Origin of the sequence: Streptococcus sp. E24BD (genome assembly GCF_041807825.1) — a bacterium.
Lineage (GTDB): Bacteria > Bacillota > Bacilli > Lactobacillales > Streptococcaceae > Streptococcus > Streptococcus entericus.
The window spans coordinates 33,924-54,586 of sequence record NZ_JBGTZB010000012.1 but is presented as its reverse complement, the minus strand read 5'-3'; the positions used below and the strand labels follow the sequence as shown (position 1 = coordinate 54,586).

The 20,663-nt window shown below is 43.6% G+C and carries 14 protein-coding genes and 1 pseudogene; 1 reads left to right on the top strand and 14 read right to left on the bottom strand.

What is annotated here, in order from left to right; translation table 11 throughout:
* Positions 1-98 precede the first annotated feature (98 nt).
* Entirely contained in the window at positions 99-1,553 is a 1,455-nt protein-coding gene (locus ACERC5_RS04475; protein ID WP_373660248.1) for a tyrosine-type recombinase/integrase, read from the top strand.
* Between the two features lie 27 nt (positions 1,554-1,580).
* Here the strand turns inward: ACERC5_RS04475 and ACERC5_RS04470 are convergent, their stop codons facing one another.
* The 14 genes and pseudogenes from ACERC5_RS04470 to purM form a co-directional block, all read right to left on the bottom strand.
* Positions 1,581-2,969, bottom strand: a complete 1,389-nt coding sequence (locus ACERC5_RS04470; protein ID WP_373660247.1) for a hypothetical protein — start codon at positions 2,967-2,969, stop codon at positions 1,581-1,583.
* A 152-nt stretch (positions 2,970-3,121) separates the two neighbouring features.
* Complete coding sequence (gene rpmG / locus ACERC5_RS04465) at positions 3,122-3,271, bottom strand: 50S ribosomal protein L33 (RefSeq protein ID WP_002262412.1); 150 nt, start codon at positions 3,269-3,271, stop codon at positions 3,122-3,124.
* A 14-nt stretch (positions 3,272-3,285) separates the two neighbouring features.
* Positions 3,286-3,462, bottom strand: a complete 177-nt coding sequence (rpmF, locus tag ACERC5_RS04460; RefSeq protein WP_018368706.1) for a 50S ribosomal protein L32 — start codon at positions 3,460-3,462, stop codon at positions 3,286-3,288.
* Between the two features lie 1,771 nt (positions 3,463-5,233).
* Positions 5,234-10,306 (bottom strand): annotated as a pseudogene (locus ACERC5_RS04455) (endo-alpha-N-acetylgalactosaminidase family protein); the annotation flags it as partial.
* A gap of 283 nt (positions 10,307-10,589) precedes the next feature.
* The gene (gene ccpA, locus ACERC5_RS04450; protein WP_373658359.1) at positions 10,590-11,591 is read right to left on the bottom strand and encodes a catabolite control protein A; all 1,002 of its coding nucleotides are present in this window, start codon (positions 11,589-11,591) and stop codon (positions 10,590-10,592) included.
* A gap of 388 nt (positions 11,592-11,979) precedes the next feature.
* Positions 11,980-13,272, bottom strand: a complete 1,293-nt coding sequence (purB, locus tag ACERC5_RS04445; protein ID WP_373660246.1) for an adenylosuccinate lyase — start codon at positions 13,270-13,272, stop codon at positions 11,980-11,982.
* Positions 13,273-13,286: 14 nt separating this feature from the next.
* Positions 13,287-13,901 (bottom strand): hypothetical protein, encoded by a 615-nt coding sequence (locus tag ACERC5_RS04440; RefSeq protein WP_373658357.1) that lies wholly within the window; start codon positions 13,899-13,901, stop codon positions 13,287-13,289.
* Entirely contained in the window at positions 13,886-14,971 is a 1,086-nt protein-coding gene (gene purK / locus ACERC5_RS04435; RefSeq protein WP_373660244.1) for a 5-(carboxyamino)imidazole ribonucleotide synthase, read from the bottom strand. Before purK ends, ACERC5_RS04440 begins: the two co-directional genes overlap by 16 nt.
* On the bottom strand, positions 14,958-15,446 hold the full coding sequence (gene purE / locus ACERC5_RS04430) for a 5-(carboxyamino)imidazole ribonucleotide mutase (RefSeq protein WP_373658355.1): 489 nt from the start codon (positions 15,444-15,446) through the stop codon (positions 14,958-14,960). Before purE ends, purK begins: the two co-directional genes overlap by 14 nt.
* A gap of 182 nt (positions 15,447-15,628) precedes the next feature.
* On the bottom strand, positions 15,629-16,897 hold the full coding sequence (gene purD / locus ACERC5_RS04425) for a phosphoribosylamine--glycine ligase (protein ID WP_373660243.1): 1,269 nt from the start codon (positions 16,895-16,897) through the stop codon (positions 15,629-15,631).
* A gap of 70 nt (positions 16,898-16,967) precedes the next feature.
* Positions 16,968-18,512, bottom strand: coding sequence for a bifunctional phosphoribosylaminoimidazolecarboxamide formyltransferase/IMP cyclohydrolase (gene purH, locus ACERC5_RS04420; protein WP_373660242.1), 1,545 nt, complete (start codon positions 18,510-18,512; stop codon positions 16,968-16,970).
* A gap of 23 nt (positions 18,513-18,535) precedes the next feature.
* Positions 18,536-18,955: a hypothetical protein gene (locus ACERC5_RS04415; protein WP_373660241.1), complete on the bottom strand. Its 420-nt coding sequence runs from the start codon at positions 18,953-18,955 to the stop codon at positions 18,536-18,538.
* A 117-nt stretch (positions 18,956-19,072) separates the two neighbouring features.
* Entirely contained in the window at positions 19,073-19,615 is a 543-nt protein-coding gene (purN, locus tag ACERC5_RS04410) for a phosphoribosylglycinamide formyltransferase (RefSeq protein ID WP_373660240.1), read from the bottom strand.
* Complete coding sequence (gene purM, locus ACERC5_RS04405) at positions 19,612-20,637, bottom strand: phosphoribosylformylglycinamidine cyclo-ligase (RefSeq protein ID WP_373660239.1); 1,026 nt, start codon at positions 20,635-20,637, stop codon at positions 19,612-19,614. The genes purN and purM overlap by 4 nt, the downstream gene beginning before the upstream one ends.
* Positions 20,638-20,663 lie beyond the last annotated feature (26 nt).

Here is a 20,663-nt window from a genome sequence, read left to right as displayed (position 1 = left end):
TGTCCACTGGTGGAACCATCATCGCATTCACGGTAGTCTCGATTACCAAACACCTATGGTTAAGCGAGTTATCGCTTAACAAAAACACTTTATAAAAAGTGTACAGAAAAGGGGTGCCTTTTCATAATGTACTTGTTAAATTTGCAATGAGGTATACTCACCCCTTGATAACAAAAAGTCGCTATAAGTATCTTACAGGAGGGGAAAATAAAGGGTGGTATTCTACTAAGGCAACACCGACAAGAAAAGATAGCAAGGGTCAAGATAAGCTAGTTATCTCTGATATAAAGAATAGTCAGCTGATTACGAAAGTTTCAAAGTTATTGAATGCAATGATTGATGAAACTGTATTAGAGTTGACTGGAGAGAAACCGAAAGAAATCGAACCTAGTAAGACTGTACTTCTAAAAGACATAGCTAGACCGTATGATGAAAATAAAGAATTATACGGTTTAGCCTTTAAGTGGTGGGTCAATAGGGTTAAACCTGCAAAGAATACTTTGAATAGCAGAGTTAGTGTATATAATCAGCATATTTTTCCTAATTTCAATGAAAACATGAGTTTTAAGCAGTTTTGTATGGAGCAAGAAAAAATGCAAAGTATTATTGATAATGCTACGGAAGGAATTTCAAAAAATATTCACATTTATCTTAAGATGATATTTGATTGGGCGGTAGAGCATGGAGAATTGACAATTTCTCAACACCCTATTTTAAACAAGAAGGTCAAACGTAAGACCCTTACAAGTGCAGAGGAGCAGGCGAAACTTAGGGAAGATATAGCTGAAAAATATCTTGAAGTTGATGAGGCTAATCAAGTATTTGATATTATTGAAAAGTGGACAAAGAGACACAATAATGAACTAGTGGCTGATGTTTTAAGAATAATCTATTTGACAGGAATAAGACCAAGCGAAGCCCTTGGATTGAATGAAGATATATTAGATTTCAAGAATAAACTTATCAAAGTACATTGGCAACGAGCAAGTCATAATAAGACTGATAAAGAAATGGCTGAACAAAGGTTGACCAATGAGAAGGAACGATATAGGGCTATTCTAAAGACCAAAGAGAGCGTTAGAACTATTCCAATGTCTCCTAAAGTGGAAGAGATTTTATTGAAGTATATTGAGAGAAATAGATTTCAAGCACGCTTTAACCCTACTTATAGGGATATGGGATATATCTTTACCAGAATTTATGTCAAGGGAAAGAATCAGCAGGGCAGTCCTTTGTACCAGTCAGAAATCTCAATGTTTCTGCGTGGTGGCTCTAGTCAGTCTGCAAAATATAACAAGAAGAGTGGAAAACCTTATGCAGATATTGATGATTTAGTAGATTTTGGGAGACCTATTCATATAGTGCCTCATATGTTCAGACATAGTTTTGTTTCAGTTATGGCTGATAAAAAAGTTAGTTTGAATGTTATCAGAGAATTTGTAGGACATTCGGAGGATAGTAAGGAGATAGAGAAAATCTATCTTCATGTAATGCAAAAAGGAAAACATAAAATTGAAATAGCAATGAAAGAGTTGTCTGATACTATTACATGATAATTGTGAGATGAATATTTTTTGATATTATTTTCTTTTTCTAAATAGTACAATAAAAACTAAGATAAGTATAATTATAAGTACAGTTAAACTTATCCATATAATTTTCAGACTATCAGTAAAAATATCAACAATTTGAAGTATAGATACAGAACCTATCATAAAAAGGATGACTTCCATAATTCTGTTTCTAAAAAAATCATTATACTGATTTCGCTCTTTGAGTAAATTGAATTCTTCTTGTTTGATTTTTTCCATATACTCATTATGTTTAAAATAAGAAGTAGTTTGTAAGTGATTAAATAAGTCAGTAATAGCAAAATGGTTAAGTCTATAAATATAAAGAAATGATCTTTTAAAGTTGTGTGTCCATTCGTTGAATTTTATTAATTGCTTATTATTTGAAAGTTGAAATTTTTCAATGCCATCCATAATTGTTTCGTCTAGAGTAATTAATTGAAATAAAGGAGTAGCTGATGCTAAAAAGAAACTAGCTTGACTAAGAAAATTTGATTCGAATTTACTTGTGCTTTCAGTATTCCAGATTATATAATTCGCCCCTTTATTTATGTATCTTATAGTATCAAAATCATAAAAATTAGTGGTATAGTATTTTGATCTAGTCGAAGAAGATAGGGATTTTAAACTATAAGGGGCATTAATCATCCAAGTATGTAGCTTATCAGTTTTAAAAAATTCCAATTTATTCATTTCATCCATATTCATTATAAAGTGTAAAAAGAAGAAACGTTCACTTAAGTGTATACCACCATTTATGGAAGACAATTCCTTTTTTATATATCGTAGCATATCATCAATTTGTTGATTGGGGTTAGTAGAATATGTTGTCGACTTTTGATTAAAATCTGGAAAAATCTTCGTTTTCATCTTAGTATATGGGTGAAAAAAGTCTGGAAGATAGAAAGATGATCTTAAATCTTCGAATAATTCAATAACAATTGAACCATTTTGGAAGATAGTGAGAGTTATAAAGAAAAAGTATAATTCTTCATTTTCATCCACTTCTATTAAAGGAGTGAAAATAAATTTAATAAACTGATTTGATTCAGAATTTTGTAGATAATTTTGCTTATTTTTTTCTAGTTTTGAAAAATACAAATCAAAATAATAATTTGTTTTTTCTATTACTTTATTTTCTAAATGTAGTAACTCATCTGGAAGTTTCCATAATTCATGTTTTTTTTCATAAAGTTCATTATCTTTTGTACCGATTAATATCGCTATGGTTGCAGGATGATTTTCAAACTTTTGAGTTATAATTTTTATTAATTTGTTGTTATCTATTTTATATAAGTCTGTACTTAACATGTAAAAAGAAGTGATTTTTATTTCTTCAATTTTCTTAGAAATCTCAGGAATTTTTTCATTCCAATTAATTTTGGTAGGTTTCGCCATCTCGTACTTCCTTTCATGACATGTATTAATTATATCAAAAATATAATCTACGGTATTAGAAAATATTAATCAGTTAAAATTCAGTTATCTTGCTAAAATCAAAAGAAAAAAGCCTTTGAAACGTTGATTTCATAGGCTTTTTGTAGGTTGTCTTATTTTACTTCAGTAAAAATCACGTGCTTACGCAATTTTGGTGAGTATTTTTTCAACTGAAGACGGTCTGGGGTGTTACGCTTGTTTTTAGACGTCAAGTACAAACGCTCACCAGATTCTTTGTGTTCAAGTGTGATATTAACGCGCATTTGTATCCTCCCTCTTATTCACCAGCTTTAGCGATTTTACGTCCTTTGTAGTATCCTTTCAAAGATACACGGTGTGAACGTGAGTAATCACCAGTAATTTCGTCAAATTTTACCGTTTTAGCGGTCAATTTGTAGTGGGTACGACGTTTATTTTTTTTCGCTTTTGATGTGCGACGTGCAGGTACTGCCATGTCTTTTTATCCTCCGATAAGTTTAATTTGATTTTCATCAACTTTATTATTCTACCATAGTTTTTTTGTAAAGTAAAGTTACTTGACACTTTTTTAAAACGATAAAGCTAATAACTCTCCTTTTCGCATAAAATACTTTGCTATTTTTTTGAAGTCATCTCTATATCTTTGTGCAAATTAAAATTTTTCACAACAACGTGCGATAAGAATGTTCTGTATCTCCTATTTTGATGAGTTTTCTATACCAATTTGAAAAGTCTGCTGAACAGTTGCATCACCATCCGTCCTAACAACCAAAAAACTAGACTGGTTCATGACCAATCTAGTTTTTATTAGCTTATCTAGCTCGTCTTCTCAGTCCGGCTAAGCCTAGGGCTGATAAGAGGGCTGTTGAGCCGACAGCAGCTAGAGCTGTGTGAACATCGCCTGTTGCAGGGAGTCCCTTCTTACCTACTGTCGCTGAGGCTAGTGCTGAAGCTGCAGGAGCTGTAGCTGAACGGCTTGTCGATTTAACAAGCTTAGCAACTTCTGCCTTGATGGCTTCGAGTTCAGCTTCAGTTTCTGCGAAGGCCACCTTGACAGCCAAATCGCCTTTTTGCTCGTCAGTCAAGTTGGATGCATCAATTGCTTTAAGCAAATCAGTCGCCAACTTAGCCTTGTCCACAGGTTTATCTGGTGTATTGCCAGTATTTGGTGTGTTACCTTGGTTAATGCCTGGGTTACCAGGATTTGAGGTGTCGGCACCTTGACCAGGGGTTCCTGGGGTCGGAACAGGATTTGGTGTTGAATCTGACGTTGGCGGAACCGGTGTTGATTGTGGCTCATAAACAATACCATACTCACTGAAGTGCTCTGCAGTGAACTTGGCATAGCGCTTGCCATCACGAGTTATTGTTGTGAATGGCAGAGCATGGCTCTGGTCACTATTTGGCAAGTAAACCACTTGAGCGACGTCTTTGCCGTCATCAATTGGCAGGTAGACGTCAACTGGAGCAGTTGGCTTGACGATGTTTCCATCTGTGTCAACCAGCTCGATGTCAAAGAGGTCGTAGTCGGTGCCTTTGAGGATGGCTGGTGTTTCAGGGTTGTTGGTTTCTTTGTGGAAGACCACTCTCAAGCCTGCCACCTTGGCATCCGCTGATTGAACCTCTGCGATGATACCTGAGTCAGTTTGAGGGTTGACGTCAGTAATTTGACGCGGTGGTTGTGTGGTGTCAGGTTTGGTTGTGTTGACACCTGCATCGGCACCGGTGTTACCGCCTGCGTTAGTATCAGTGTTGCCACTTTCATTGGTATCAGCGTTGGTATCTGCATCGCTTTCATTGTTGTCTGTGTTGACACCTGCATCGGCACCGGTGTTTCCGCCTTCGTTGGTATCGGTGTTACCACCTTGGTCAGCGCCGGTGTTGCCGTCTTCGTCGGTACCTACGTTGCCATTTTGGTCGAAACTCTCATCATCGGACTGGTCATCTGAATCTGAGCCAACTTGGTCACCACCATTATCTTGGGTACCATCTGGGGTTGTATTGGTATCAGCTGAATCACCCGGTGTGCCTGAATCTTGACTCTCATCGCCTGACTGACTATCAGAATCTGAATGATCTTGGTCGGTGGTATTCCCTGAATCCTGACCAGTATTTTCAGTTCCTGACTGATTATCAACATCTGAATTTCCTTGTTCTTCTCCGTCGGCTGGAGATGTTCCCTCATCCGTGTCTGTATCAGGTTTTTCAACTTTTTGAAGTTGGTCGAGGACAGTTGCGAGGTGGTTGATTTGGTTTTGTGTCAACAAGTTCTGAGCGGTCAGAGTAGCAAATGTTTTCTCAAGACCTGCAATCTGCTCATCATCTTCTCCAAGTCTTTCCTTGGCTACAGCCAAGGCAGTTGTCCAAGGGGTCAAATCGTCTGGTTGATTCCTTGGGACAACCAAGCCAAGCTTAAATTCTGCAGCGGAGACAAACTTATTATTTTCGCTCTCACGGTTTCCGTAGGTTTCGGTAGCTGTAAAGATAATCTGCTTGGTCAAAATTTCACGACCAAAGTCTACTCGTTTGGTTCGACTATCATTTGTCCAATCGGCAATAGCAAAGTTGTGACGTTCACCAGAGCTATCCACAATAACGAGATTACCTGCTTTGACACGACCGTTAGCCCCACCAGGACGTGGCACATAATCCAAATGAGTCACTGCAATCGGCTCTTTCAGTGTCACCGTTGCGGGCTGACCAAAGCCACTACCGTTCCAAGCTGAGTGCCAGATGGTACCTGGGTTGCCATCAAATGCCTTCCAGAGGTTCTCATTTTGACCTGGTTGCTCGCTAGCCACCGCAGACTCAATAGCCTGTGTTGATACCGCCACTTTGTGACTGACCAGACCTGCTTGGGCGCGAGCTGCTTGGGCAATTAAGCTTTGTGCTTCTTCAACGCTCAGCCCTTGACCCAAAGCAGCCATCAAGCTGACAACAGCATCCTTATAAGGCACCAAGGTTTCTTTGGTATAAGTCTCATCTGTTACTGGCAAATGACGTTTGATAGCCTCATCCAAGATTAAATCAGCGGTCACTTCGATTTCCTCAATACGTAGATTATCCAGAATGAAGTCATTGTAACCACGGAAGTTGGCATTACCACCAGATTCACCCTTGGTATCGCCACCTCGAGCTGTTGAGAAGATACCAATCCAACTCTGACCTGAATCGCTACCGTTAATCACATAGCTGGCTCGACCAGCACGATCGCTGTTTTCCCAAGTATTTTTCAATGGGTGAAGGGTCAGCTGGTCTGGACTACGGTACTCACCCTCACCGATAGCAAAGGCATAGGCATCATCAGAACCTGCTTCGTAGTCAAAGCTGACACGATAGGTCTTACCTGCTTCAAAGGCAAAGTTCTGTGGAATAGTTTGGTAAACCAGACGACCACGTCCAACAAGACCATTGGTCTTCAGAGACCAGTTGCCATCAATCACATCAGAAATTTTCTTGCCATTCCAGCCACGTTGAGTATAAGGTTCATTCTTTTCAGAGAGGTGGGTACGGTTGTCCTCAACACCTTCAATACCACCGATAACAAATGGGAAAATTCCTTGTGGCACATGCTCAAAGTCTTGGAAGAAGACCTTGGTCTTGCTGAAATCATGTTCACTACCGTACATGCTTGAATTGTTTTCAAAGACACGCACCTCATCAAAGTAAACCTTACCTTCGCTGGCTTCATTTTCACCCTTACGAGTCAAAGTGAGTGTGACGTTTGACACATCATCACCTGTGGTGAAGAAAACATAAAGGTTTTGGAAGTAACTCTTATTGTCAACGGTCGCATTTCGCTCCAGAGTGTTGTGAGCATAGGCTTTAACATAGTTCAGAGCAATGGACTGATTGGTCTGATTGCTGATCACTTTGTCGCCTGTATTGACCGTCAGAATCGCATCTGAGGTGCTACGGTTATCAACGCCGACATAGACCGCATAGGCTGTATTTGGTTTAAGATTAGTCAAGCGTTGAGAAACAGTAACATCGCTGGTGCTTGATGACAAAGCCAGCATTGGGTTGTCCCCTTGAGACCGCTCGATTTGCGCTTTGCTGCTATCGCTCACTGTCCACGGAGACAGACTGCCACTGTTGAACCCTTGATCAACAATGTGCATGCCCTCGCTCCACTTAACGTCCTTGTTGGTCTGCGGACTGCGGTAAAGGACATAAGCTGTGTTGGCTGGCACATCAATGGTTACACGCCCATTTTGCACAGTCAAACGTTGCTCGTCAACCTTACCTGTATCAGTCAGTTTGTAAAGGTAGAGGTCGCCAGATTGCCAATCAGCTGGTAGCTCCCATGACGTTGCCCCTGCTTGAGTGTTGAAGTAGTAGAATTTCTTATCTGAGTCAGCTAAAGCACGACCATTAGCATCCCAATCCCACGGCATCAAGTAAGCTGAGCCATCATAGATGACACGACCATCTAAGGTCATGGTCCGCTCACGGTAGCCTGCGGCGTTGACATCATTGGACTTACGAGCAATCACCAGCTGACGGTTGTTGTCATCTTTGAGCTTAATCTCCATCTCAGGTATCCAACGATACTGTTCACCATTATCAGACATCGTTACTGGCGTGCCATTTGTCCAGTTGGTCACCTTGAAGTGCTGGATAAATTTCGTTGGAATATTATTCTTGAAGAGATTGGTCATATAGCCCAGATAGTCGCTACGACCTTGCCAGCCTTCAAAGTCCTTCATGTCATAGCCACCCAGAAGTGGGTTGATGGCAGCACCACCATAGCTTGGATAGTTTCCGACCCACGAATCTTTTTGATGGTTTCGAATAAAGCGAACGATGTTACTATTAATCCCTTTCAAGCTGTAGCCACCGTAGGTCAAATCAGATGCCCAGTGTTGAAAGGTGGAGTCATATTCACCAGCGTAGCCCCACTCGTAGGCTGCTCGCCAACCATTCTCGTTAATCTCTCTGGACAGCATGTGAGTTGCCCAAGCAGAATCGTTTCCTGCTTGGCCATTGCCCCAAACATCGACATAGATAAAGTCCAGACCGTCACCCAAGGCATCACGCAAGTCCTTGAAGCGATCGAAACGGCCATGAGCCATGTCGTACTCAGAGTTGATGTTAATCCCTTGGTCAATCCAGTTCCAGCCGTAGTTATACGAGCCATCAGCGTTTTTGCGCAGGCGCTCTGGAATGAAATATTTAGACTCAGGGTAGGTCTCAGAAGCATTGACATGGATACCCAGTTTAGCCCCGTATGGACGAGCTTTCTCAATCAAGGTTTTGAAATCCTCGACACCACCGATACGACGACCCACATCAGCATAATTCAGGTGACCTGAGTCATGCCCTTCACTACCGTAACCTTTGAGCAGGATAGATTGCCCCAAGCCATCCGTATGGAGGGTGATTTTTTTGATACCATCCAAGGTCATCAAGAATGGGTTTTGAGCCTGTGAACCGAAGTTCATAGCGATACGGTATGCCACCAAGTCAGGCACACTTTCAGCCCCTTTCGGATTATTCATGATGTCACGGTAAGCAATAGCACCGTCCTGCCAGTCCACGCGTCCGTCATCATTTTTATCTCTCGTGATAACGACCTTAGCACTCGGCAGAACGAAAGTCCGTTGGTCATAAACCTTGTTTTGGAAAGCCCGTTGATAAATAAATGGTGAACTTTGAATACCGATAAAGTTTTCGCCATTGGCTGAGAATTTATTAACTGTTAATCGGGTAAAATCGTTGGCGCCTCCGCCATAATTATGCTGAGAGTTGCTCCAGACACCTGCTGCCAGTTTATTGTTAGATACAAAACCATACATATAGCCACGAGTAGCCATGTCTCCCATGCTTCTCGTTACTGCCACCTCTTCGTCACCGTTACGATGAGTATTGGTTGACATGCGAGCGCCATTAAACTTGGCATCGCTATCGGCACTAGACACGGAAATTAGATGACTACCTGGAAGTTCAATGGTGCTAATCAGCTTTTTAACATCATCAATTTCTTGACCTGCTACCACGTTGTTGTGATTGGTAATCTCAGTCACATCGTAGTGGAGTTCATTACCAACTACCTTCAATTGAAGTTTGATAGTAGCATTGATACTGTTAGCGTCTGAACGTGCCGTGAGGGTATAAAGGACAGTGGTATCGTCAATTTTTTGGAAATTAACCGTTGGGTCAAGTTCAATGCCATTGATTTTAACTTTGTTGTTAGCGATGACTTGACCTGGTAGTGTATCTGTACCAAGCGTATATTCCCGCACCCGTGGGAAGGCTGTATCAATTTTAACAGCCATTTCTGCTGAATGAATCGTGTCATAAGTGTACTGGCTGTCATCTACTTGAGTGCCAGTAACAGTAGGGTTTGGTTGGGTATTGGTTTGAACACCTTCTTGATTATCTGTCTTGACATCAACTGTAGTCACTTGATCGTTGAAACGACCTGCCTTGAGGGCAATACGCTTGTTGTTGCGCAGTGCTGTCATGACCTCCGTCGGAATGGTCAAAGTATCAAAAGCCTTATTGCCGTTGACTGTCGCATTGAGCTGACCATCATGTTTCAAACTGATTATCAATTCATTGGTGCTACCTTTAGTTGGTGATGCCATACTACGAGTAGTTAACCAAGCACCACGTTGACCAGACGCCTTGTATTCCCAGAACCAGCCGCCAGCATTGTCATAACCGACAAAGATGTGGTTGCTATTATCTTGGTGATTGAGGAAAACGCCAAAGCGCCCTGCACCAGGTTCAGACTGCTCAACAAACGTCAAATTGACAGTGGCGTTACCTTCCTCGCTGACTGCTAAACCTTCTTTGACAAACAGAGCTGCATTATTACCATTATCATTTTGAGCAGATGGGGTCAAAGTATTGTAACGAACTCCCTCTGCTTCCTTGACCGTAACAGTACCTGGCACAGTTGATGCAGGTGTCCATTCAATGGTTTTTTGAGCAGCTGCACGCGCTGTTCCTACTGCTGGACTATTTGATATTTCTGGGGCAATAGCAGAGCTGGCAACCGGTTGACTGCCTTCCGTCTCGGTGACAGTAGGCGTCACGGCACTAGTTTCCTCACCGACTGGCTTCAGACTTTCTGCCTCAGAAAGGTCAGACAGATTGTTTGCTGTCGGCTGAACCGTCCCCTCATCAGTTTCTTTGTCCGGTTCTGCTACTGCCAAACCAGTGTCCGCTGTTGAATCGACAGCTCCACTTGTTTCAGCAGCTTCAACGGTCTGCCCAGCCAAAAAACTCAGTCCGATGATCACCGAGCAAACACCCACGCTCAGTTTACGGATACTGAAATGACTTTTTTTCGAAAATAGGTCTTTTCCCATTTTTTCCTCCTCCCAAAAGTTACACCTTGGTGTAATCGTTTTCTATACATATATATAATAAACTATTTCTATATAAAATGCAAGCGTTTTTTAGAAAAGGAGGCAACATCAACGGACACGTTTCTCCTCTCTTTGCAATCCACCCTACATCTCCCATCGCTAGAGACGAAGGAACGACTGGTCTTGCTACCAACTATGTCAGCCCTATAAGCTGTTATGAAAATCGTTGTTCTAAACAAAAAATGCCAGAGCCAAGCTCCAGCACTTACTAATTTTTTTGATGTTATTTGGTCGACTGACGTTTTTTGATGCCGTGATTAAGCACAATCTCTTTTTCTTCCAGTTCTTCCTTGTTCATGATTTTGGTCAACATACGCATGGCAACAGCACCCAAATCATAAATCGGCTGGCTAATTGACGTCAAGTTAGGACGAGTGTAATTAACAACTGTTGAATCATTACTTGTGATAATTTCAAAATCTTCAGGAACATGTTTACCAGCTGCGAAAAGACCATTCAACAGACCTGCAGCCAATTCATCCTCGGCAACATAAGCTGCAGTTGCCCCTGAGTTAATCAAGCGCTGTGCCAGTGCAAAGCCATCTTCGTAGCGGTATTTGGCTTCAAATACTAGACCCTCGTTAAAGGTTAGCTTATTCTTTTTAAGACCCTCCTTATAGCCAGTCAAACGCACTTTGCCATTAATATCATCAATCAGAGGACCTGACACAAAGGCAATCTTATCATGATTTGCCGCCAGCATATCCAACACATCCATCACCGCTTCCCTATAGTCGATATTGACACTTGGTAACTGATGCTCCAAATCAACTGTCCCTGCCAATACAATAGGCGTCCGTGAACGTGAGAACTCTGAACGAATCTTATCCGTTAAATGGTGACCCATAAAAATAATCCCATCAACTTGTTTAGCAAACAAGGTGTTGACCACGTCAATTTCCTTATCTTGGTCTTCGTCGCTTGAGGTCAGCACGATGTTGTATTTGTACATGGCAGCGATGTCATCAATCCCTTTTGCCAAAGTCGCAAAGTAACTATTGGCAATATTTGGGACAACAACCCCGACTGTTGTCGTTTTTTTGCTGGCTAATCCACGGGCAACGGCATTTGGACGATAGTCCAGACGCTCAATAACACTGAGCACTCGTTGACGGGTGTTTTCTTTGACATTTTTATTGCCGTTAACCACACGGCTAACAGTCGCCATGGATACTCCCGCTTCTCGCGCCACGTCATAGATGGTAATGGTATCATCTGTAGGCATAAATTTTCCTCTCTTTCTGAAAATGTCGTTTTCACTCTTATTCTACCACTTTATGGAAACACTTTCAAGCATAAATATAATTTTTTTGAAAAAAGCTATTGCTTAATCCTTTTTCTGCGATGTGGCAATGAAATATCTGCCCTTTTCATATCACTAAAACTTTAACATCAAGCCCAGCCTTTCTTACTTAGGTAACGATAACTGTCTAAAAAGACTGACCAATAGCCATCAACTTAACTCTAAGCGAGAAGCAAACGACTGCTACACCAGTAAAACAATGGGAACTATTCTCATAAAACCGTTGCTTTTACGACTGCACCAAGAAACAGACACCGATTGATAATCAGGTGCCTGTTTCTAGTGATGTAACGAATAAATAAAGTTCCCCCTACAATCCCAATCGCTCAAAAATGTCATCGACCCGCTTGGTGTAGTAGGCTGGGTTAAAGAGTTCGTCAATCTCGTCTTGGGTGAGTTTTTCGGTGACTTTCTCGTCAGCTTCCAAGAGCGGTTTGAAGTCCACTTGGTTATCCCATGAGTAGGCTGTTTTTGGCTGTACCAAGTCGTAAGCCTCCTCACGCGTCATGCCCTTTTCAATGAGTTTCAACATGACACGTTGGCTATAAATCAAGCCAAAAGTAGAGTTCATGTTGCGAATCATGTTTTCTGGGAAGACCGTCAAATTCTTGACGATATTGCCAAAACGGTTGAGCATGTAGTTGATAAGAATGGTCGTGTCTGGCGTGATAATCCGCTCCGCTGATGAGTGCGAGATATCGCGCTCGTGCCAGAGCGCCACGTTCTCATAAGCCGTGACCATGTGCCCACGAATGACACGCGCAAGCCCTGTCATGTTTTCTGAACCGATGGGGTTGCGTTTGTGAGGCATAGCAGAGCTACCTTTTTGACCCTTGGCAAAGAACTCTTCGACTTCACGTTGCTCCGATTTTTGCAGACCACGGATCTCCGTTGCCATGCGTTCAATCGATGTCGCGATGCCAGCCAGCACTGCAAAGTATTCGGCATGGAGGTCACGAGGTAACACCTGCGTTGAAATTTCTTGCGGGCGGATGCCTAATTTGCCACAAACATATTCTTCGACGAAAGGAGGAATGTTAGCAAAGTTTCCAACAGCACCAGAGATTTTTCCAGCTTCAACACCAGCTGCTGCGCGCTCGAAACGTTCTTGGTTCCGCTTCATTTCGCTGTACCAAGTTGCGAGTTTGAGACCGAAGGTCGTTGGCTCCGCATGCACCCCGTGGGTACGCCCCATCATGATGGTCATCTTGTGCTCACGCGCCTTCTCAGCCACGATATTGGTAAAGGTTTCAAGGTTCCGACGGATAATGTCGTTGGCCTGCTTGTAGAGGTAACCGTAAGCCGTATCAACTACATCCGTCGAGGTCAGCCCATAGTGCACCCACTTGCGCTCCTCGCCCAAGCTCTCTGACACCGCACGGGTGAAGGCCACCACATCGTGACGAGTCTCCTCTTCGATTTCTAAAATACGGTCGATATCAAAGCTCGCATTGGCACGAATCTTCGACACATCTTCCTTGGGAATCTCACCCAACTCAGCCCATGCTTCGCTAGCGAGGATTTCCACCTCCAGCCAAGCACGGTACTTGTTCTCTTCACTCCAAATGTTCGCCATCTCAGGGCGAGAATAACGTGTTAGCATTTTGTTTGGCTCCTTTATTTCATTTTATAGATTCCAATTTGATTTAAAACATATTCATTTTTCATTTTATCAAAAGGAATTACCCAATCTTCAAATCTTCCCATAAGATTAATTTCAATATTCAAACCATTAGGAGGAATGAAATTATAGTTTAGGTAACTTTGTAAAGCATCATTTCTCCCCCGTTTTACAGATTGTCCTACTTGATTATTAGATATGTTATTTTGAATAACATTTAGAAATAAAAAGAAAATTTCTAATTCATCCGAAATGATAACATTTTTATTAAGTCCCTCTTTATGCCTTATCATTAAGTACAGATACAGTTGTATCATAATCTTGAACGAATATTCAGAATGCGGATCTTGCTTTCTACACAGAATGGCAACATTCATCAGTCTGTTTAAATTATAAATTGAATAGTACGTATTATAGTACCCCACTATATAATTCAAAATATCATCAATATCTTCAATCAGGCATATATCAATCTTGATATCCTCTAAACTTTTAGTACGAATCTCTTCTCTTAGATTTTTTCCTATAAAATTTTGAATCCGATTACTAACACTTCTAAATGATGATTTTACCAGTTCATAAAATTTATTATTTTTCAATTTATATTCCAAAACTCTCCCACACTATCCACATCTTCCCTTAGCACCACCACATGTCCCATTTTGCGGTTGTGCTTTGCTTCTATTTTACCATAGAGGTGGAGGTGGGCGCTAGGGTTTTCTGCAACATAGCTTCTAGCTTGTTCTATGTGTTGGCCGAGGACATTGAGCATGACGGCTGGGGCATGGAGTCTGATAGTTGGCAAAGGTTGACCGAGTACGCCCAAGATATGGGTGTCAAACTGTGAAAAATCACAGGCTTCTATAGAATAATGCCCTGAGTTGTGGGGGCGTGGGGCGATTTCATTGACTAGAATCTCGTCGCCTGCCACAAACATTTCCACACAGAGGGTGCCGAACAAGTTGAGCTGCTCTGCTATTTTCACCGCCATAGCCTGCGCTTCAGCGCTCAAGTCGTCTGAAATACGGGCTGGGACGATGGTTTTTGACAGGATATTGTCGCGGTGGATATTTTCCTGAACAGGAAAGACGGTGACATCTCTGCCATTGCCAGATACGATGACCGAGATTTCCAAGTCAAAATTGACGAACTCCTCCAGGACGCACTCGGCAGAGTTAGCCAGCTTGTTGGCTGCTTCAAGGTCGGCGCGAGAGCGAATGACGACCTGACCGTGTCCATCATAGCCACCCGTGGCAGTTTTGAGGACATAGGTTTTTGAGAAGTCAAGATTTTCCAAATCAAGGCTAGAGGTCACAACCTTGTAAGGTGCCACGGTCACGCCGGTCTTATTGGCCAAGAAATCTTTTTCAAAAATGCGATTTTGAGAAATACGCAGAAGGTCTGTCCCTTGCGGCAATTGACCGTCTGTTATCACGGCGTCTAACGCATCCGCATCAACATTTTCAAACTCATAGGTCAAGACATCACAGCGCTCTGCCAGTTGGCGAAGAGCCTCTACATCGCTGTAAGGTGCCACAATCACCTCACTCACGCGCGAAGCTGGGCAATCCGCCGCTGGGTCTAGCGTAATGACCTTGTGTCCCATATAGATAGCGGAAATAGCCATCATCTGACCCAGTTGACCGCCTCCGATAATCCCGATAGTTTTAGTTGAGTTCATCGCTCATGGCCTCCGCGAGATTCCTTTGTTCAATAGCAAAGCTGGCTAGTTGGTCTGCGATACCGCTGTCTTCAATGGAGAGGATACGGAGAGCAGTCAAAGCCGCATTGGTTCCTCCCGCTTCTCCTATTGCCATGGTTGCCACAGGCACACCTGCGGGCATCTGAACCATGGAATAGAGGGAATCGAGACCACTGAGGGCACGAGACTTAACAGGCACACCGATAACAGGCAGAGTTGTCTTGGCGGCGACCATGCCAGGTAAGTGAGCTGCCCCCCCAGCACCTGCAATGATGACTTTGATACCACGACCGCGTGCTTCCTCTGCGTGCTTAAACATAAGGTCTGGGGTACGGTGGGCAGAGACGACTTTTTTCTCGTAGGGGACATTGAATTGATCGAGGATTTCAGCAGTTTTTTGCATAGTCGCCCAGTCGGAGCTGGAACCCATGATAATGGAAATGATTGGTTTCATATTAATGTTCCTTTTTTCTTTTGGTACTTTTCTGAGGTGGTGCGGACGGCAGCGAACCTTTGGTTCCATGCCTAAGTTTTGAGCCTGAGGTCTCAAAACTTCCGAGATGAACAATCACTTGATTGTTCATCTTATTACCACAGCGAAAAGTACCGCTTAGAGCGACCTGTGGTCGCTAAGTACTATCGCTTATTTAATGCTTTACTTCCGATGTCTGTTCGATAAAAGAGCCCCTCAGTGTTTTGGTTTGCCAGCTCAGCATAGATTTTTTCCTGCGCTGCTGGGACGGTATCAGCTGTGCTGACTAGCATATAGACGCGTCCGCCGTTGGATAGTAGAGCCCTGCTATTGTCATCAAACTTAGCGCCTGCATAGTAGGTGATAATGTCGCCATTCGTCTTTTCTGGTAGTGGAACACCTTTTTCATAGTCAAGCGGGTAGCCATTAGAAGCGACGACAACGCCAAGGGTTACGCCACCCTCACGCCAAGTGACGGTTGGCTCTTTCTTGTCCAAGATGTCGCTGATGTTTTGGGCAAAATCCGAGGTCAGCCGGGGCAGGATAATCTGGGTCTCGGGATCCCCAAAGCGGGCGTTGAATTCGATGACCTTAGGTCCATCGGTAGTCAAAATCAGACCACAGTAAAGAACGCCAAGATAGGGACGTCCTTCTGCCATCATACCTGCTAGAAGGGGCTTGATGATGGTCTCCACCGACTGTTCAATGACGGACTGAGGCAGGTGGGTAACCGGTGCATAAGCCCCCATGCCACCTGTGTTGGGTCCTGTATCTCCATCGTGAGCCCGCTTATGATCTTGAGCAGTTGGCATGAGGGAGAACTCCTCGCCGTTGACAAAGGCAAAGAGGGAAAACTCCTCGCCATCTAGGAATTCTTCAATGACCACACGTGCACCGGAGTCACCAAATTTATTGTCCAAAAGCATCTCACGCGCCGCCTCGACCGCCTGCTCAATCGTCTCTGCCACGACCACTCCCTTGCCCAGTGCCAGTCCATCTGCCTTAACCACGATAGGGGCGCCCTGTTTTTCGATATAAGCCTTGGCCTCCTCAAAGTCGGCAAAGGTACTATAGGCGGCTGTTGGGATGCCGTACTTGGTCATGATAGACTTAGCAAAGTCCTTGGACCACTCCAGCTCTGCTGCTAGACGCGATGCCCCAAAAGCTTTGAGACCTGCTGATTCAAAATCATCCACAATACCCGCCGCCAGTGCATCATCAGGCCCGACAAAGGTCCAAGCGATGTTATTTTTCTTGGCAAAATCAATCAGGGCATAATGTTCGGAAATTCCGAGATTGATCAGTTGTAACCCATCTAGGGTCATGCCATCATTACCTGGCGCAACATAGACCATGTCCACCTGTGGCGATTCTAAAAGTTTCTTAGCAATCGCATGCTCACGTCCGCCAGAACCGATAACCAACAGCTTCATCATTTCTCCTCATTTTTTAAAAAATAGTCAAGTTGTTCGAAAACACACAAGCAAATGCTGTGTGCCTCTCTTAATGCCTAAAATGTCTAATACCCGTAAACACCATTGCGATGCCATGTTTATTGGCGGCGTCAATCGAGTCTTGGTCACGAACGGAGCCACCTGGTTGGATGATGGCCTTGATGCCTGCGGCGGCAATTTCTTCGATATTGTCCGCAAATGGGAAGAAGGCATCTGAAGCAAGGACTGCACTGTCAAGACGGTCTTTAGCCTGCTCAATGGCAATGCGAACTGACGCCACACGATTGGTCTGACCAGGTCCGACACCCAGAGTCATGTGGTCGTTGGTGATGATAATCCCATTGGACTTGACATACTTGATGGCCTTCCAAGCAAAGGCTAGAGCCACACGCTCCTGCTCGCTCGGTTGACGCTCGGTCACCACCTGCCAATCAGCTGGATTTTCCTTGATGACATCTTGGTTTTGCACCAGCATACCGCCGACCACGCCTGTGTATTCAGGCTCGGCTTCGCTGGCATCTTGGGCATCAAAAGGCAGTTCCAGCACGCGCAGATTGGCTTTTTTCTGGAAAATGGCTAGCGCTTCTGCCGAATAGCTAGGAGCGATGATGATTTCTAAGAAAATCGGATGCATCTTCTCCGCTGTCTTCGCATCAACTTCGCGGTTGAGAACAACAATCCCACCAAAGATAGAAACTGGGTCTGCCTCATAACAGTAATCCCAAGCTGTCTCAATATCATCTGCTTGACCGATACCGCAAGGGTTCATGTGCTTGAGAGCAACCACAGTCGGCTGATTCTTGAAATCACGGATAATGCGGATAGCCGCATCGGCATCGCGGATATTATTGAAGGAAAGCTCCTTACCGTTGAGTTGCTTGGCTGACGCGATAGAATACTCTGTCGGAATCGCTGACTGGTAAAAATCTGCAGCCTGTTGAGGATTTTCCCCGTAGCGCATTGGCTGTTTGAGGTCATAAGTGATGGTTAGCTTTTCAGGTTTGGTTTCGCCAACTTGTGCTGTGAAATAGTCCGCAATCAAGGCATCGTAGGCTGCTGTGTGACGGTAAACCTTGGCTGCCAAACGTTGACGGGTCGCATAGGTTGTCTTGCCATCAGCCTTGAGCTCATCCAACACTACCGTATAGTCTGCTGGATCCACAACAACCGTCACGCTGGCGTGATTTTTAGCTGCGGAGCGAAGCATGGATGGGCCACCGATATCAATATTTTCCACCGCCAAATCATAGGTCACGTCTGGGCGCAGAATGGTCCCCTTGAAGGGATAGAGGTTAACTACAACAAGGTCAATCAGACCAATCTCATGCTGGTTGGCTGCCTCCAAATGGCTGTCCAAATCACGACGAGCGAGGAGCCCACCGTGGATTTTTGGATGGAGAGTTTTGACACGACCGTCCATCATTTCAGGGAAGCCTGTCACATCGTCGATGGCAATAGTTGCTACCCCTGCATTATCAAGGGCTGTTTTCGTCCCGCCAGTTGAGATAATCTCCCAACCTTGGGCTGTCAATGCTTGGGCAAACTCGATAATGCCTGCTTTGTCTGATACGCTAATTAAAGCACGTTTAGTCATGGGGTCTCCTTAAATTTTAAAAATTACTTTAACTTCGGGATATCCTTCCCTTTTATATTAACGCCGAGTATAGTTGCTCCAAGCACCAATGCACCAAAGGCAAAATAACCACCATATTGAATCATTTTTTCTAGAAATTCCTTATTTTCAGTGTCCTTAGCTGCAATTTTATCGGCTATATCAATCATTTTCTCCGTAATATATTTTCTTTCATCAATGGAGATGAACTCTTTTTGAAGGAGAATAGATAATTCATCTAATATTTTCTGATAAGCAGTAATTGTTCCTGATAAAGTTTTATCATTTTTGTCCATCACATTATTACACAGCTTATATAGCTGTGCTACAATACCTTGAGAATATGCGGCATAATCAGGAAATTGCTCTACTATTTTTATAGCAAGTTCTTTATCCATACTAGGTATCAAAGATACAAATTCCATTACTTTATCCTTAGATAAATTTCTAAAACTATCTATATTTGAGAGCTTTTTTTACTTCTTCATCAGTCACAAGATTATTTGCCATAAATCACCTCTATTCTAAAAATTAATAAAATATTAAACCAACTCTTTAACCACCTCCGGATACAAAGCATACTCCGCCTCGTGTATCCGTGCTTCAAATGTTTCTAAAGTGTCTTCTGGCAAGCGTTGGATGCGGACTTGCTTGATGATTTGACCTGTGTCAACGCCACTATCCACCCAGTGGACGGTTACGCCAGATTGAACAACACCAGCATGCCAAGCGTCCTCAATGCCGTGAGCACCAGGAAATTCTGGCAAGTAAGCTGGGTGAATATTGATGATGCGACCTTCATAGGTAGAAAGCAAGGTCTCGCCAACAATTTTCATATAGCCAGCCAGAACAACCAAATCAATCTGGTGCTGGTCCAACAGATCCACAATAGCTTCTTCGTAAGCAACCTTGTTTTCAAATTCTGTGAGTTCAAAGGTATAGCTGGTCACACCCAAATTTTGAGCACGTTCCAACACATAGGCTCCCCGTTTATCTGAGAATAGGAACGCAACTGGAAACTCCTCAGCAATGACCTGAAAGTTGGAGCCGTTGCCAGAGGCAAACACGGCAATCTTCTTGGTCATGAGGCAATCACCACGCTCTTATCCGTTTTTTCGATAATCCTGCCGATGTCATAGACCTCTTCGTCAACCAGTTCTCTGACTGTCGCAACCTTTTCTGGGGAAACTGCCAAAACCAGGCCAATCCCCATATTAAAGATTTCAAACATTTCCTCGTGTTTGATGTCCCCATATTTTTCAAGCGCCTTGAAAATCGGTAGAACTGGGATAGCAACCTCATCAATCTCTGCTGCCAAGTTGTCAGCAAACATGCGAGGCACATTTTCGATAAAGCCGCCTCCTGTGATGTGGGCAATGCCGTTGACTAGTCCTGCTTTGATAAGAGGAAACACCTCCTTGACATAGATACGAGTTGGCTCAAGGAGAACATCCTTGAGTGTTTTGCCTTCCAATTCTGGCAGGACTTCTTCACCTGTATAGTCCGCAAAGACCTTGCGCACTAGTGAATAGCCATTGGAATGGACACCGCTTGAAGCCAGTCCCAAGAGGACATCACCTGCCTGAACTTTTGAACCGTCAAGGATTTGTGACTTCTCAGCAATCCCCACAGCAAAGCCAGCCAAGTCGTAATCGTCCTCACCATACATGCCAGGCATTTCAGCGGTCTCGCCACCAATGAGGGCACAACCTGCCTGCACACAACCTTCAGCCACACCAGCCACAACTTGCTCTAGCTTTTCAGGCACATTCTTTCCAGTCGCGATGTAATCAAGAAAGTAAAGCGGCTCAGCACCTGCTGCGATGATGTCGTTAACACACATGGCGACACAGTCCTGACCGATAGTATCGTGCTTGTCGTACTGGATGGCGAGCATAAGTTTGGTGCCAACCCCATCCGTACCAGACACAAGCACCGGTTCTTTGACGTCCAGCTGGCTGAGATCAAACATACCACCAAAGCCACCGAGGGCTCCCATGACACCCGCTCGTTCCGTACGCGCCACATGCTTCTTAATCCGCTCAACGACCTCGTAGCCAGCTTCTACATCCACACCTGACTGGGCGTAGGCATTTTTGTTAGACATAGGATTTCCTTTCTTTTGGGAAAATA

Excerpts from the sequence above, each read along its gene's own strand:
- purM (WP_373660239.1), bottom strand. The coding sequence starts at position 20,637 with ATGTCTAACAAAAATGCCTACGCCCAGTCAGGTGTGGATGTAGAAGCT.
- ACERC5_RS04415 (WP_373660241.1), bottom strand. The coding sequence starts at position 18,955 with ATGGAATTTGTATCTTTGATACCTAGTATGGATAAAGAACTTGCTATA.
- ccpA (WP_373658359.1), bottom strand. The coding sequence starts at position 11,591 with ATGCCTACAGATGATACCATTACCATCTATGACGTGGCGCGAGAAGCG.
- purD (WP_373660243.1), bottom strand. The coding sequence starts at position 16,897 with ATGAAGCTGTTGGTTATCGGTTCTGGCGGACGTGAGCATGCGATTGCT.
- rpmG (WP_002262412.1), bottom strand. The coding sequence starts at position 3,271 with ATGCGCGTTAATATCACACTTGAACACAAAGAATCTGGTGAGCGTTTG.
- purK (WP_373660244.1), bottom strand. The coding sequence starts at position 14,971 with ATGAACTCAACTAAAACTATCGGGATTATCGGAGGCGGTCAACTGGGT.
- purH (WP_373660242.1), bottom strand. The coding sequence starts at position 18,512 with ATGACTAAACGTGCTTTAATTAGCGTATCAGACAAAGCAGGCATTATC.
- purE (WP_373658355.1), bottom strand. The coding sequence starts at position 15,446 with ATGAAACCAATCATTTCCATTATCATGGGTTCCAGCTCCGACTGGGCG.
- purB (WP_373660246.1), bottom strand. The coding sequence starts at position 13,272 with ATGCTAACACGTTATTCTCGCCCTGAGATGGCGAACATTTGGAGTGAA.
- rpmF (WP_018368706.1), bottom strand. The coding sequence starts at position 3,462 with ATGGCAGTACCTGCACGTCGCACATCAAAAGCGAAAAAAAATAAACGT.
- ACERC5_RS04470 (WP_373660247.1), bottom strand. The coding sequence starts at position 2,969 with ATGGCGAAACCTACCAAAATTAATTGGAATGAAAAAATTCCTGAGATT.
- purN (WP_373660240.1), bottom strand. The coding sequence starts at position 19,615 with ATGACCAAGAAGATTGCCGTGTTTGCCTCTGGCAACGGCTCCAACTTT.